This window comes from Pauljensenia sp. UMB3104 (assembly GCF_030217285.1).
Classification (GTDB): Bacteria; Actinomycetota; Actinomycetes; order Actinomycetales; family Actinomycetaceae; genus Pauljensenia.
In genome coordinates, this window is the sequence record NZ_JASONN010000001.1 from 26,847 (window position 1) to 41,604 (window position 14,758).

Annotated in this window: 12 protein-coding genes and 1 pseudogene; 6 read left to right on the forward strand and 7 right to left on the reverse strand. The window is 62.9% G+C overall.

Annotated elements, in window-relative coordinates; translation table 11 throughout:
• Positions 1-57: 57 nt before the first annotated feature.
• Both QP415_RS00130 and QP415_RS00135 read right to left on the reverse strand, forming a co-directional pair.
• A complete protein-coding gene (locus tag QP415_RS00130; RefSeq protein WP_285097767.1) occupies positions 58-990 on the reverse strand; it encodes an ABC transporter substrate-binding protein in 933 nt (310 codons plus the stop codon).
• A 143-nt stretch (positions 991-1,133) separates the two neighbouring features.
• Entirely contained in the window at positions 1,134-1,826 is a 693-nt protein-coding gene (locus tag QP415_RS00135) for a DUF4191 domain-containing protein (RefSeq protein WP_016461616.1), read from the reverse strand.
• Between the two features lie 105 nt (positions 1,827-1,931).
• Here QP415_RS00135 and QP415_RS00140 point away from each other — a divergent pair, with 105 nt between their 5' ends.
• Complete coding sequence (locus QP415_RS00140; RefSeq protein ID WP_016461617.1) at positions 1,932-3,272, forward strand: protein kinase domain-containing protein; 1,341 nt, start codon at positions 1,932-1,934, stop codon at positions 3,270-3,272.
• 64 nt (positions 3,273-3,336) lie between these two features.
• On the opposite strand, the gene sucB is transcribed toward QP415_RS00140, so the two are convergent.
• Together sucB and lpdA are read right to left on the reverse strand one after the other, a co-directional pair.
• Positions 3,337-5,145 carry a 2-oxoglutarate dehydrogenase, E2 component, dihydrolipoamide succinyltransferase gene (gene sucB, locus QP415_RS00145; RefSeq protein WP_285097768.1) on the reverse strand — a complete coding sequence of 603 codons (1,809 nt, stop codon included), beginning with the start codon at positions 5,143-5,145 and terminating at the stop codon, positions 3,337-3,339.
• Positions 5,146-5,172: 27 nt separating this feature from the next.
• Positions 5,173-6,546, reverse strand: coding sequence for a dihydrolipoyl dehydrogenase (gene lpdA, locus QP415_RS00150; protein ID WP_016461620.1), 1,374 nt, complete (start codon positions 6,544-6,546; stop codon positions 5,173-5,175).
• A 212-nt stretch (positions 6,547-6,758) separates the two neighbouring features.
• Here lpdA and QP415_RS00155 point away from each other — a divergent pair, with 212 nt between their 5' ends.
• Positions 6,759-7,250, forward strand: a complete 492-nt coding sequence (locus QP415_RS00155) for a hypothetical protein (RefSeq protein WP_016461621.1) — start codon at positions 6,759-6,761, stop codon at positions 7,248-7,250.
• Between the two features lie 89 nt (positions 7,251-7,339).
• Here the strand turns inward: QP415_RS00155 and QP415_RS00160 are convergent, their stop codons facing one another.
• Together QP415_RS00160 and QP415_RS00165 are read right to left on the reverse strand one after the other, a co-directional pair.
• A complete protein-coding gene (locus QP415_RS00160; protein ID WP_016461622.1) occupies positions 7,340-7,801 on the reverse strand; it encodes a tRNA (cytidine(34)-2'-O)-methyltransferase in 462 nt (153 codons plus the stop codon).
• Positions 7,802-7,806: 5 nt separating this feature from the next.
• Positions 7,807-8,334 carry a YbhB/YbcL family Raf kinase inhibitor-like protein gene (locus QP415_RS00165; RefSeq protein ID WP_016461623.1) on the reverse strand — a complete coding sequence of 176 codons (528 nt, stop codon included), beginning with the start codon at positions 8,332-8,334 and terminating at the stop codon, positions 7,807-7,809.
• Between the two features lie 128 nt (positions 8,335-8,462).
• Here QP415_RS00165 and QP415_RS00170 point away from each other — a divergent pair, with 128 nt between their 5' ends.
• The 4 genes and pseudogenes from QP415_RS00170 to QP415_RS00185 all read left to right on the forward strand — a co-directional run bounded on the left by QP415_RS00170 (position 8,463) and on the right by QP415_RS00185 (position 13,688).
• The gene (locus QP415_RS00170) at positions 8,463-8,948 is read left to right on the forward strand and encodes a hypothetical protein (RefSeq protein WP_285097771.1); all 486 of its coding nucleotides are present in this window, start codon (positions 8,463-8,465) and stop codon (positions 8,946-8,948) included.
• 9 nt (positions 8,949-8,957) lie between these two features.
• Positions 8,958-9,359, forward strand: a pseudogene (locus QP415_RS00175) (Y-family DNA polymerase); the annotation flags it as partial.
• Between the two features lie 117 nt (positions 9,360-9,476).
• Complete coding sequence (locus tag QP415_RS00180; protein ID WP_285098115.1) at positions 9,477-10,511, forward strand: DNA polymerase Y family protein; 1,035 nt, start codon at positions 9,477-9,479, stop codon at positions 10,509-10,511.
• A gap of 39 nt (positions 10,512-10,550) precedes the next feature.
• Complete coding sequence (locus QP415_RS00185) at positions 10,551-13,688, forward strand: DEAD/DEAH box helicase (protein ID WP_048676849.1); 3,138 nt, start codon at positions 10,551-10,553, stop codon at positions 13,686-13,688.
• Here the strand turns inward: QP415_RS00185 and QP415_RS00190 are convergent.
• Entirely contained in the window at positions 13,685-14,740 is a 1,056-nt protein-coding gene (locus QP415_RS00190) for a zinc-binding dehydrogenase (RefSeq protein ID WP_048676850.1), read from the reverse strand. The two genes, QP415_RS00185 and QP415_RS00190, sit on opposite strands and share 4 nt — an antisense overlap.
• Positions 14,741-14,758 lie beyond the last annotated feature (18 nt).

Below are 14,758 nucleotides of genomic sequence, written 5' to 3' on the forward strand. Positions count from 1 at the left end.
GCTACCATTATGCACCCATATGCATATAAATGCATATTATGCGTGGCGCGTCACGAGTCAGTTGACGCTGGGGTTTAGCTCTGCGGTTGTGAGAGCCGCATTGTCGGCGCCGTAGGTGGCCAAGATGTCTGTCAGGTAGCCGTTATCCATCAGGTACTGCATCGCCTTCTGGACTGCTTCGGTGAGCTGGGCATCATCCTTTGCGATCGCGATGCCTTGAGGTGCAGACTCGAAGGTCTCGCCGATCTGTTCGATCTTGCCGCCCGACTGGGTGCTCGTGTAGCCAATGACGGTCGAATCGGCGAGCGTCGCATCATACTGTCCGCCGATGAGTTTGGTGGCGATGTCGGTCTGAAGCTCGTGGGGCATGACGGTGATCTTCCCCTTTCCTGCTGCGACACATTCGTCCGACAGTGTGGCCGCATATTCCTCCTGGGCCGTTCCGGTCTGGACGGCAATCGTCGTCCCGCACGGATCGGAGGGATTGAAGTTCTTCGGATTGCCGGTGGCGACACCCCATGCAGATCCGACGTTCAGGTAGGACACCATGTTGACCTGCTGTTCCCGTTCAGTCGTGATGGTGAAGGAGGAAATGCCGACATCAAACTTTGTTCCAAGGGCAGGGATGATCGTTGGGAACTCGGAGTGCTTCGTCTCTCCAGTTTTGAGACCCATCACCTGTGCGAGCGCCTTATTGATATCGATGTCGTAGCCGATTGGCGTCTGCCCGTCGGCATCCATGTACTCTGCAGGGGCGTAACCGGTGGAAGCCCCGTTGCGCAGGGTGCCCCGCTTTTTGACATCGTCGGGGACAAGCGCTGCGATGTCGTCAACCGTAGGAATCGAGGAGATATCGTAGGATGTTGCGCTCGATGCGGTTGTTGTTGTTGAGCTTGCGGGGTTCGTGGTCGTTGTCGGATCCGCGCACGCCGTCAGGGCTGTCGCGGCGCTGGCTACGGTGAGCATCGTGAAAATTGTCTTCGTGTGCATGATTATGTTCCTCGGTATCCGTGTATGTGCGAGACTGTGTACTGAATATGCAAGCATGTGCATAGTATGCATTGTGTTGTCGTCTCGGATGGTGGATACACAAGTGGGCAAGCACTCAGTGCTTGCCCACTTGGAACGATTGTTCAGTTGCCGCGAAGAGCTCGGCGCGACGGCTTGGCGCGAAGCGGATCAATCCCCTTGGGGATCGGCGGCTCGCCCGAACGTAGAGCGTTGATGCGTGCAGAAACCTGAGGGACCTCTTCGGGGGTGAGGATGTTCTTGAGCTTACGCAGCTCGCGCTGGAGATCCTTGAGGGCGATCTGCCCATCCTCGCGGCCCACCTGAATCTGATGAACCGGAACGTTGCGCATCACCTTGGTCACTCGCTTTGCTTCCGCTTGCAGAAGCGGACGAACGCGCGAGGAGGGACCCTCGGAGATGAGAACAACCCCGGCGCGTCCAACGATGCGCCAGACGAGATCCTGCTCGCGGGTAAATGCAACAGGCTGTTCGGGAATAACCCAGCCCCTCTGGATTTGCGACAGTGCGACCTTGACGGCTCCCGCAGTTTCTTCGACCTGTGAGAACAGGGCGCGGCGTGCCAGGAAGCTGAGAAGGGCAAGAGCTGCGGTCAGTGAACCCATGAGGCCAACGACAAGCCAGCCAATCCACGATGTGTTCGACAGCCAGGCCACCAGCATGAAGATAGCGATCACCACAGCGGCTGTTCCGAGAAGCATCCACGGGAGCGCAGGGTATGTGCGTGCGGTCAGGCGGTACGCATCGAGGATGTTCTGATAGAAGCGCCTCTTAGCGGGGGGATTCGATTCACTCATAGCGTCATTATTCTACGCAGAGGAGAGAAGTAAAAGCGCTCGCGTCCGACCAGGTACTTTATAAAATGAGTTGCATCACATTATGTGGATTCGGACAATGGGAACATGAAAATCGGCGGATACGAGATCGGACAGGTCTTCCATATTGGGAGCAACGGTCCATTGTGGAGAACGCGCACCGAAGCTGGTGATGCGTTGGTCGCTTTACGTTCCCCTCGTGACGGAGAGCAGAACCTCGCTCGCTGGAAGGCCTGGGCGTCCATCAGTTCGCGTCATGTTGTTGCCCTGCGCGATGTCGTGCGCTCGGATGACGGTCGGTGGGCAATCGTCGAAGACTACGTGCGCGGACGAACTCTCGATTCTGAACTCGGTTCGGCTGACCTCCGCCCGATCGCAACGCGGCGTCAGATCGTCCACGGCATTGCGGCTGGTGTCAGTGCGTTACACGCCGCTGGAATCGTGCACGGGGACCTGACGCCGGCGAACATCATCATCACCCCGGAAGGTCGAGCCGTCATCATCGACCTCATCGACGAACTCGGTGAAGGTGAGGGGACCCCTGGATGGAGCCTCGAGACGTCAGGGAAAGCAGGAGATCGGCAGTGCCTGCGTCGGATCGCTGCACTCCTGAGCATGGAGGAGGAACTGGAGCAGTTAGGATTCGATAGCGCTTCTTCGGGACAATCATGTGCAACTCCAACGGTTGTCGAAGCCGAGGAACACGTCATCCTGCGCGAACCTGTCGATCCCGAGCGAGTCATTGCGCAACTGCGGGCAGCCGCGCTGCGCGAAGAGACGGTGACTGACCACGACAACGACGACGCCTCGCCGCGCATACGGCACCGTAGCGAGGCGCCGCGAATCGGGAAGCGGTTGCGGGTGAGTATTCTCGCCGGCGGACTCGTTGTGATCATTGCCGGCCTAGCCATCATGGCGTATGGGACGTGGCACGGCACGCCACAGGCCACAGGCAGTGCTCCTGGCACACAATCATCAGGCCAGAGTAGTGCTTCGCCCACAGCGTCCAGCATGTGTGAACCGACCGTTCTCACCGACCTCATTAGCCGTGCAATTACGACGCGCGATCGTGCGGTTGTGGACGGTGACTCCTCGGCCCTTCAGTCGGTACTTGGCGGCGAACTGCTCGAGCAGGATACGAGCCGAATCGACACGATGCGCTCGCAAGGTGTTCGCGTCGCGGCCCTCTCTTCCACGATTGGCAATGTCGCTGTGCTCTCCTGTGAGCAGGGAGCAATCGATGTGGGTGCAACACTCACCGTCCAGTCGTCTCAGGTGTGCCGCGCGAACGGATGCGAAAACCGCGATACGCCAGAAGTGACAGATCTCGTTATCCGCGTTGATCCCGTGTCCGGCAAAGTTGTCAAAGCAGAGCCGGTCACCGCAGACGATGGACAGAGCGGTGCGGGGCCGGGTTCTGATCGGTAGCGTCACATACTGATGGGGTGGGCCTGCTACGCAGACCCACCCCATCACAGGTGATAAGCGGTGATCAGAGACCCAGGTTGGCCTCGAACGCACCTTCCTCGAGGCGCTTCTTCACATCCATCAGGAAGCGCGAGGCATCCGCACCGTCCACCAGGCGGTGGTCGTAGGACAGCGACAGGTACACCATCGAGCGAATCGCGATCACGTCAGCGCCATCGGCGCCCTTCATGACCACGGGGCGCTTAACAATAGTGCCAACACCCATGATCGCGGTCTCCGGCATGTTCAGGACCGGGGTGTCGAAGAGGGCACCGCCCGAACCGGTGTTCGTCACGGTGAACGTGGAACCAGACAGCTCGTCAGGACCGACCTTCGAGTCGCGGGTACGGGCAGCCAGATCGTTGATCGATGCTGCGATACCAGCAATGTCCTTGTCCCCGGCGTTCTTGATGACGGGAACCAGCAGACCGCGCGGCGTGTCAACGGCGATACCCACGTGCTCGTAATCGAAGTACGTGACCTCCTTGTCGTTGATGGTCGCGTTGATCTTCGGGTGGTAAGCGAGAGCTTCCGTTGCAGCCTTGACGAAGAAGGGCAGGAACGTCAGCTTCGTGCCGTGCTTGGCCAGGAAGGCGTCCTTGGAGCGCGCGCGAAGAGCGGCGACCTTGGTGACGTCAACCTCAATGACCGTGGTCAGCTGAGCGGCAGTCTGCAGCGACTCGACCATACGGCGGGCGATCGTCTGACGCAGACGCGACATCTTCTCGGTCGTGCCGCGCAGCGGCGAGGGCTCACGGACGACTGCGGGCTGCGTGGCGGCCGGGGCTGACGGCGCGGCGGGAGCCGCAGGCGCTGCAACCGCGGCGCGGGCAGCAGCAGCGGCAGCCTCGATGTCTTCGCGACGGATGCGGCCACCGACACCGGTGCCCGACACCGTCGTCAGGTCGACGCCGAGCTCACGAGCAAGCTTGCGCACGATGGGCGTGACGTAAGCGGAGCCGGTCACAGCGACAGGGGCCTCGACGACCGGGGCAGCAGAAGCCGTCTGCGCCAGGGTCGACGCATTCGGGAAAGGATCGACCGGTGCGGCCGGGGCTACAGGGGCGGCAGGAGCCGCAGGAGCAGCGGGAGCGGCCGGGGCTGCAGGAGCAGCGGGAGCGGCCGGGGCTGCAGGAGCAGCGGGAGCGGCCGGGGCTGCAGGAGCAGCGGGAGCGGCCGGGGCTGCAGGAGCAGCGGGAGCTGCAGGAGCAGCGGCTTCGGCGGCCGGAGTGGCGGCGGGAGCCGACGACGAGATGATCGCGACGACCGTGCCGACCTCAACGGTCTCGTCCTCGGGAACACGAATCTCCGCGAGGAAGCCAGCGACGGGGGAGGGGACCTCGGAGTCGACCTTATCCGTGGAGACCTCGAGCAGCGGCTCATCGGCATCGACGGCGTCGCCCACGGACTTCAGCCACGTGGTGACGGTGCCCTCGGTGACGGACTCACCCAGAGCAGGCATACGCACCTCGGTGCCCTGAGCGGGAGACGCAGCAGGGGCAGCAGCAGGTGCCGGGGCTGCAGGTGCGGCCGCGGGAGCAGCGGGAGCCTCAACGGGAGCGGCGGCAGGGGTAGCGGGGGCGGCCGAGGCCTCGGATGCGTCACCGATGCGCGCGATCTCGGTGCCGACCTCAACGGTCTCATCCTCGGGGACCAGGATCTCCAGCAGAACGCCGGCGACGGGGGAGGGGACCTCGGAGTCGACCTTATCCGTGGACACCTCAACGATGGGCTCATCGAGCTCGACGGTGTCGCCGACCTGCTTCAGCCACGTGGTGACGGTGCCCTCGGTGACGGATTCGCCCAGAGCGGGCATGGTCACTGAAGTTGCCATTGTGTGTTCTCCTATAAAAAATTTCGGTCAGTTGTGGACGTGGAGCGGCTTACCGGCCAGTGCCATAGCCGCTTCGCCAATCGACTCATTCTGGCTGGGGTGCGCGTGGATGAGGGAAGCGACGTCAGAGGGGTACGCCTCCCAGTTCACCATGAGCTCGCCCTCACCAATCTGTTCGCCGATGCGCGCGCCGATGCCGTGGAAGCCCACGATCGGACCGCCCTCAACCGAGACCAGCTTGATGATGCCCGACGTGGCCAGGATAGACGACTTTCCGTTACCAGCGAGGTTGTACTCGACCGTACGCACCTGATCGCCAAACTTTTCACGTGCCTGCTTTTCAGTCATGCCGACAGAGGCGATCTCCGGCTCGCAGAAGGTCACGCGCGGGATGTTGATATCCGCCTGCATCGTCGGGTTCAGGCCAGCAATCTCTTCGGCGACGAAGATACCCTGCATGAAGCCGCGGTGAGCGAGCTGGAGGCCGGGGACGATGTCGCCAACCGCGTAGATGTTGCCAACACCGGTGTGCAGGCGGTCGTTGGTGATCACGAAGCCACGGTCCAGCGTGATTCCGGCCTGCTCGTAGCCCAGGCCTTCGGTGACCGGGCCGCGGCCGACGGCAACCAGGAGGACGTCAGCATCGAAAGCCTTGCCATCTTCGGTTTGGACGTGCACGCCCTGCTCGTTTTGCGTAGCCGAGGCGAAGCGGGTGTTCGTGTGGAACTTGATGCCGCGCTTGCGGTAGGCGCGCTCGAGCTGCTTGGAGATCGCCTCATCCTCGTTGTTGGCAAGGTGGGGCAGGGCTTCGATGATCGTGACCTCAGCGCCGAAGCTACGCCACACGGAGGCAAACTCGAGGCCGATGACGCCGCCGCCGAGAATCACGACGGAGGAGGGAACCCAATCCATCTGGAGCGCCTGATCGGAAGAGATCACGCGGCCGCCGATTTCGAGGCCGGGGATCGAGCGCGAGTAGGAGCCGGTCGCCAGAACGATGTTACGGCCCGTGATGCGCTGGCCGTTCACCTCGATGGTGTTTGCGTCAGCCAGGCGGCCCCAGCCGGAGATAACCTCGACGTTGCGGGACTTGAGCAGGCCCTGCAGGCCCTTGTAGAGGCCCGAGATGACCGAGTCGCGGTACTTGCCGACCTGAGCCATGTCGATACCGTTAAAGGTCGAAGAAACGCCGAACTTGGCGGACTCGCGAACGGCCTCGGCCGTCTCTGCGGCGTGCAGGTACGCCTTCGTGGGAATGCAACCGCGATGCAGGCAGGTGCCGCCCACCTTATCGCCGTCGATGAGGGCGACCTTCATTCCGAGCTGCGCAGCGCGCAGGGCGGTCGCATAGCCGCCGGAACCCGCACCCAGAATGACGATGTCGTAGGTCGATTCGCTCAAGGTTTAAAACTCCTCGTTGATGAGCCGGAGCTCAGATGGTTGTTTTCATGGCGGGCCTCACGGTCCTTATAGGCCTATTGTCCCACGTTTGTGCAATGCTGTCTTGAAGCTCGGTGTTTCATCCCGGTGTATCAGGCCACATGACACCCTCTTGTTGAGGGCGCTTTGTTGATGCGATGCGGGGTGTGCGCGGCCTCGGTAGGATCGATAACGTGCATGAACATGACGCAACGAACGAGGCTGTCGGTGCGCGCGATCAGCGCCCGCCGTCGCTTGGACTTGGCCGCATTATTATCGCTTTGTTCTGGCTCTTGGGAGCTTGGATTTTTGTGACGGCTATCCTCGATCTCTTTCATGCCCAGGGCCAGCCCTGGGGGCCGCGGATCGTTGCACTCCTCGCTGGCGTCGACTACCTCATTGCAGCGACGGCTTTGACACACAATGGGCGACGCATGCGTCTGGTTGGCTGGGTGACAATTACGCTGTCGATTGCTATCCCTATTATTTTGTGGGTCGCCTCCCTCGGCCTTGACGAACTGAATTCGGCCCGTTCTGCATGGACCGGTTTTGGCGTGGATTTCTATTACGTGCCCCTCATCGTCTCGGTTATCGGCCTGGTGTGGATGTGGCGTTCAAATCCGCGCAGGATTGTCTCCCTCGCGGAGCAGGTGGAGCGTCCTTCTACTCCGTGGAAGGCTGGCTGAGCTCAGGCCTCACTGAGAGTGTCCTGTAGCAAGCGAGGCCCGGCGGATTCATCCGACCTGGGCCTCGCTTCTTTGATGTCTGGCGAGGGCTAGATGCCACCCGGAAAACCGAGCTGACGCCACGCCTCGTACAGGACGATGGACGCGGAGTTTGCCAGGTTGAGAGAGCGCACGCCGTCAACCATCTGGATGCGCACGCGATCCTCGACGCGGGAATGATTCATTGCCTCCTCGGAGAGCCCGACTGACTCGCGACCAAAGAGGAGGCCGTCGCCATCGGCGTAGGAGATATCGGCGTACATGGTGGTGGCGTGGCCTGTGAGCGCCCAGATGCGTCCCGGCACCTGAGCGAGGGCGTCATCCAGACTCTCGTGCACCATGACGTGCGCGAGGTCATGGTAATCCAAGCCGGCACGGCGAAGCTTCGCGTCGTCCATATCAAAGCCCAGCGGCTTGACCAGGTGCAGCATGGACCCGGTACATGCCGACAGACGGATCGCAGCACCCGTATTCCCGGGGATTTCCGGCTCCCAAAAAATAATGTGCAGCATAATCCTCAGGCCTGGTGAGTAACGGTCAGGGTCGCGCGCGCGATGATGTGCTCAAGCGCTACGAACGAGGCCATGGCTGGAGTCGCATCGTCATCGAGCCCGAGAGTATCCGTATTCAGGGCGTGCACAGCGAACACGTAGCGGTGCGGGCGGTCGCCAGGTGGGGGAGCGGCCCCGAAGTAGGAGGCCTCGCCCGCGTCGCCGCGCAGGTGGAAAGCGGGGCCGTCCAGCATGAGATCGGACGCTCCGGCCCCCGCCTCTAGGTGAGTCATCGATGCGGGGATGTCGAGGATTGCCCAGTGCCACCATCCCGAGGGGATCGGTGCGTCAGGGTCGAAGCAGGTCAGCATGAAGCTTGCTGTTTCCTCCGGGAAGCCATGCCATGCGAGATCCGGAGAAAGGGAACCTGCGTCGGCTGTCGCCGACTTCGGCATCGGCGCGCCGTCGGTGAGAACGGTCGATGACAGTGTGAACGTGGGGACATTCAGGCCGTCGTAGGGGCTGGGGGCGAGTGGGCGCTGGTCGATATTCATGCCTTCTCCTTTTCGCGATGCCTCCATTGTGACCTATTCGCGCTCGATCGGCGTTCGGGACGCAGATGTGTGAGCGTGGTTCTACACTTCCCATGTCGAACACATGTTCTATTTGTGGGAGGGGAGCCATGACCGATGCGCACGCGCGTCTGCTCGCGGCGCGTGACGTGCTGAACCGTGCCGAACGGGCTGTCGGACTGCGCGCGCGCGACGACATTGAGCACGGGTCCACTGGTGCTTCTCTCATCCTCCTGGGACCGACGAGCAGGTCCGAACTCATCCGTCTCCTCATTGATGTGTGCCCCACCGGTGGGTGGATCGGTGTGTGTGGAGTTGGTGATATCGGCTGGGAGTGGGCAGCTCAACAGGGGATGGACCTCGACCGTGTTCTCGTTTTAAACGCTGAGAAAGATTCCCCGCTGGTCGATCTGTGTGCCCTTCTCGTGGACGCTTGCGATGTCATCTGCCTCGATATTCCTGAACTGTCCGGTGCACACCAGCGGATCCTGGCGGCGCGAGCTCGCTCAATGGGACGCACCATCGTGACGCTTTCTTCCTGGCAGGGGCTTTCGCGTGTCCCCGCTCCACGTCCGCGAATGCGGCTGGTGATATAGGTGCGTGACATGGTGGTGTGGGTGCCCGACTGGCCGGTCCACTGCCTCGTGGTTGACCTGCCTCCGGGTGGGGTCGGGGCCGTCGTGCATGCTGACCGCATCGAGGTAGCTAGCGCGGCGGCTCGGCGCGCAGGCGTCAGGAGCGGCATGAGCGTGCGGGAGGCAACGTTTTTATGCCCCGATCTTCTCTGTATGCCGCGCGACCCCGATCGCGAGGCCAGAGCTTTTAGCTCGGTCGTCGACGCCTTCGACTCGGTGGCGGCTGGGGTTCAGTGCATGCGCCCGGGCTTGGCCAGGTGCCGGGTACGAGGCCCGGCTCGTTGGCATGGGAGCGAGGAGGCCGCCGCCTCGGCTCTGGTGTCGGCGATCGAGGAGGCTGTTGGAGTCGAATGTTTCGTGGGAATTGCAGACGGTCCAGTCGCCTCTGTGAAAGCGGCGCGCGAGGGACGTATAGTTCCCTCCGCAGAGACCCAATCATTCCTGGGGCGTATCTCATTGTGCGAGGTTCTGAGTTCTGTTCCTCCCGCAATGGTTGACAGAGCGTCTGAGGCGGTCGAACTCTTGCGGGGCCTGGGTATCCGCACCTGTGCGGATTTTCTTGGCCTTGGTCGCGGTCGCGTGTGCGAGCGTTTCGGGGATGTCGGTGACGCGCTCTGGATCCTCGCATCCGGTGGAGATGGCAACGTTGCGCCGACTGATCGTATCCAACCTGACATTGCGGTGGAGTGCAGTATCGACGCCGGTGGAGAATCCATCGACACAATGATGGTTCCCATTGTGCGCCTTGCTCGAGATCTGGCGCTGAAGTTGGCGCAGGGTGGGCTTGTCTCGCAGACGCTGCGCATTGACGTAGAAGACGCAGGGGGCGGGCAACGCACTCGCACGTGGAGCGGATGCAATCTGTGGGCTCCCGATGATGTCGCGCTGCGCGTTCGCTGGACGCTGGCAGGATGGACGTCTGGCGTCGATGGTCCCAGTGGTGCCGTAGCCAGCATCCGCGTCACCGCATGCGATCCCCGGGAGGGGCATGGGACGACTGCGCTGTGGGGACGAGGAGACCGCGAGCGCGATGTGTCGCGAAGTGTCGTGCGTATCCAGGGTATGGCGGGGCCGGATGCGCTCCTCGTTCCGCGGGTGCAGGGTGGTTATGATCCGCGTAGTCGCGTGGTGATGGCCAGATGGGGCAGCGAGTCTCGCCTGCGTTCGTGTGAGGGGGCGTGGGAGGGGCGTATTGCTCAGCCTCCAGCGACGCTTTTTGACGAGCCAGTGCGGGTGAGGATCGTGGGCGAATCGGGCATCTTCGATGATGTGCGTGTCGACCATCGAGGAGCCTTGAGTGCAGTGCCCGCCTATTTCATAGACCCCCATGACACAACGCGATCCACGTCCGGGAGGGGGCGACGCGTCGCGATCACACGCGTGGAGGGCCCCTGGCCGGTGGGGGGACGCTGGTGGGCCAAGGAACGCCCGCGCGCCTACATGAGGGTGTTGCTTGAGGATGGTCGGGATGTGTTCCTTGTCTGGCAGGGAGGGGAGTGGGCGATGGAGGGGCTGACCCAGTGACCCGGTGACGGGCGCTGGTGCGTGCCGTAGACTGAAAGGATGGTATCTCTGTCGCTGAGTGAAACGCTGGCCTCGCTGTCGGATGACGATGTGATGGCCCTCGTCGGCCCGGCGACGTGGGCAAACGGTCTGCGTTTGGCGCGCAGCGGTGCGGTGCGCGAATTCTCCTGGGACGAGGTCGGCGAACGAGCTGAGGCGCGCGTGAAAGAGGGAGGACTCACGTATCGCGTGCGTGTCGAGCAGGGTGCGCTGCGCCCATCGCTTTCATGCGCGTGCCCGCTGCGCGGTGACTGTCCGCATGCGGTTGCCATGCTTATCGTCGGACGCGAGGATGCTCGCGAGAAGCGTCGCGTCGTGCCCGAATGGAGCCGGATTCTCGAGCAGATGCTGGGTGGGGATCGCGACCATCTAGGTGATCCCTTGGCCCTCGTTGTTGATGCCCATGATCCCGGCGTCGAGCCGTCTCTCGTTCCTCTTCGCCGTGGCTCCTCGTCGGCGTGGACGACGAAGCGCGCCTCGTGGCTTGATCTGACGGCAACCCAGTGGGCGTCGGTGACCGATGGTCTTGATCCGACGCATGTCTCGCTGATGCGCGAGGGTTATCGCTTGTCTCGAGAGTCGCGTTCGTGGCATTCGCGTACGGAAGTGACGCTTAGCTCGCTGGGTGAGCATGCGTACGCGTGGCTTGCGCGCCTTGTGAGGGCCGGGGTGGAGCTGTATGCCTCGCCTGAGGCGCGCGACCGGGTGGTGCTGTCTCATACGACGTGGGATGCGGACATTGATGTGCGTGCCGGTGATGATGGCCTTGACGTCAGAGTTGTTGCGCGTAACGGAGATGACGTGGTGGTAAGGCCTCGTATCGACCGCGACGCGGGTGTTCTGTTGCTGGATGGGGGGCGTACCATCGCGCGCATCGAGGGGCTGGCGACACTGGACGGTTTTCCTCTCGACCGTGCCCTGCATATTCCCTCGGCGGACATCGCTGAGTTTCGAGGAACGTGGTTGCCGGCGCTTCTGCGGCGTTTTTCGATGGCGTCCTCCGATGGGAGTTTCGATCCCCAGGCGCGGCCCGACGTTTCTCTCGTGGGAACGGTGCGCCGCGATGGAGAGTCGGTCGTCGTGCGTTGGTGGGCGGAGTATGAGCAGGGCGAGTCGCGCTCGCGCACCCCCGTGGCGCACTGCGTGGGCGACGAGGCTGTGGCGCAGATTGTGCGGCGCGTGGAGTCGTGGGGGCACGCGCTGGACGCGGATCTGTGGACACCGCCGCCGCGAACTGGGCGCCTGTCGCCATGGCGTGTTCCTACGTTCTTGGAACAGGTTGTCGACATCGAGGGGCCGGACGGTCTCGTGTGGGATGTTGCGGACGATGTACGCGCGATTGATGTGCGCGAAGACGGCTGTGACATTGACCTGAGCGTCGATCCTGCCCAGCGCGACTGGTTCGATCTGAATGTGCGGCTGCGCCTGGGCACCGTCACGATCAGCGTGCGCGAGGCGCTTGAGGCGCTAGCCAGCGGTCAGGACTATGTCGAGGTGGGTGCCGTGTGGGTGCGCCTGGACGGGGAACGCATTCGTTCTTTGGCCACCCTCTTGGAGGAAGCACGGACGCTGTCGGGCTGGGATGGTGAGGACATGAGGCTCACTCCCATGCAAGTCGGCATGGTCGATCTGGTCGCCGCCGCATCCGACCACGTGAGGTTGAGCGACGCCTGGAGAACACGCATCGCTCCGCTGCGCGGTGGCTCTGGGGACGATGGGTTGCCTCCGGTGCCGAGCCTGAGCAAGATCCTGCGCCCGTACCAGCGGCGTGGGCACACGTGGTTGACGGCACGGCTGGCGCGGGGAATCGGTGGAATCCTGGCCGATGATATGGGCCTGGGCAAGACCGTTCAGATCCTCTCGGCCGTGGCCGCCCTTCATGTGCAGGAGCCTGCGGGTGAAAGAGCCCCAGTGCTTGTCGTCGCGCCGACGTCCGTTGTCGGCGTCTGGACCGATCAGGCCCGCACTTTTACGCCGCATCTGCGTGTGCGCGCCGTGAATGAAACGGCCGCGCGCCGAGGAACGACGATTGCGCAGGAGGTCGAAAACGCCGACGTCGTTGTCACCTCCTACACGCTGGCGCGCTTGGAGGGTGAACAATGGAAGGACGTGCGTCTCGGTGGTGTCATCATCGATGAGGCGCAGGCAGTGAAGAACCCCCGCACCGCGACGTACCGCGTCCTTCGCGACCTCGAGGCACCCTGGAAGCTGGCGGTGTCTGGCACCCCGATTGAGAATTCGCTGTCAGACCTGTGGTCATTGCTCTCTTTGACGTGCCCAGGGCTCTTGCCTCCGTGGGAGACATTCCAGCAGCGGGTGCGTAAGCCCATTGAAAATGGTGCGGATCCGGCACTGCTCACGCGTTTGACGGCCTATGTTTCCCCCTTTGTTCTACGTCGTACGAAGGAGGAAGTTGCACCCGATCTGCCCGACAAGATCGTCGACATCGTGCGCGTTGACCTGGGTAAGGAGCACCGTCATATCTACGACCAATACCTGGCCCGCGAGCGCGCGCGGATCCTTGACCTCTTGCGCGATGTGGATGCGAACAGGATGAGCGTGTTGGCGTCGATCACGAGGCTGCGTCAGCTTGCGCTCGACCCGGCCCTCGTTGAGTCCTCGTACGCGCACGTTGGGTCGGCGAAAATTGAATACCTGGCTGATCGCCTGGACGAGATCGTGCCGTTGGGCCATCAGGCGCTCGTGTTTAGCCAGTTCACCTCATTCCTGGAACGTATTCGCCACGTGCTGGAGCGTCGTGGAATCTCCGTCGTACAGCTTGATGGATCGACGCGTGGTCGCGCTGAGGTCATCGAGCAGTTCCGCTCGGGGCGCGCCCAGGTCTTCCTGATTTCACTCAAGGCTGGCGGCTCGGGCTTGACCCTCACCGAAGCCGACTATGTGTACGTCATGGATCCGTGGTGGAACCCAGCCGCAGAGGAGCAGGCGATTGATCGTGCGCACCGCATCGGCCAGACGAAGAAAGTGAATGTCTATCGGATGGTTGCGACGGACACGATTGAGGCGAAGGTCGTGGAGCTTCAGGATCGCAAACGTCAGTTGATTTCCTCGGTGATGAACGGGACAGGTACGGGCGCTCGCCTGAGCGAGGCGGACCTTCGCGGCCTTCTTGATTAACGGCCGACCATACCGTCCGGGCGTACGGCGATCTTCAGTCCGGCGCGTGTACGCACTGCGTCGAGGGCCGAACTCACGTCGGACAGTGCAAACTCGTGCGTGAGGAGCTGTGAGAGGTCGATGCTCCCGGTGGAGAGCATGTCGACGGCACTCGCGTAGTCGTCAAGGGTCGCGTTGGCGCTGCCGCTGAGAGTCAGTTCGCGATAGTGCACGAGGTTCGGATCGACCTGTGCCGTGGCCCCGGCGGGGAAGCCAGCGAAGAATGACACATGTCCGCCGATGCGCGCGCACTGGATGGCAACGGGGACGAGGCCGGGGTCGCCGACGGCGATGATCACGACGTCTGCTCCCACGCCGCCCGTCCATTCCTGGACGTTGGCCACGAGGTCGTCGCCTTGAGACGTCGTCGTGGTCTCGGCGCCCATCGTACGGGCCGGTTCGAGGCGCGCCGCTCGGCCGCACGCCATCACGCGGGCTCCGGCGAAGGCCGCGAGCGCGCAGTGGATGAGGCCGATCGGACCGGTTCCCAGCACGAGAACGCGGGAGTCGGGGCCGATTGGCAGACGCCTGGTGGCGCGCAGGCAGCATGAGAGCGGCTCTGCCAGCGCCAGGAGGGGCGGGGTAATCTTGCGAGCGACGGGAGTAATGCACCCAAGGGCCTCCTGGGGAACAAGGATGAAGTCTGCGAGCCCTCCGTCCACGCCCGTTCCGAAGAGGCGCATGCGCGCACACACGTTGGACCGGCCACTGACACACGCGTCGCAGTGTCCGCACGCGATCTCGGGTGCGAGGCCGACCTGCGTGCCCGGAGCGGGAACGTCAACCCCTGCGGTCAGTTCGTCTCCGATGCGCCATACGCGCGCGGCGATTTCATGCCCGAGAACGACGCCCGGGGTCACGCCGTTCGTTTTTTGTCCCGTTGCGATGCGCAGATCGGTGCCGCACAGGGTCGTTGCTTCCACGGCGAGAAGAGCGTCTTGGGGACCAAGCGCAGGGATAGGACGTTTCTCGAGAGTGAGTGCGCCAGGGGAGCGAAGCGACGCTGCGAGCATGGATTCCATGGTCCCAGC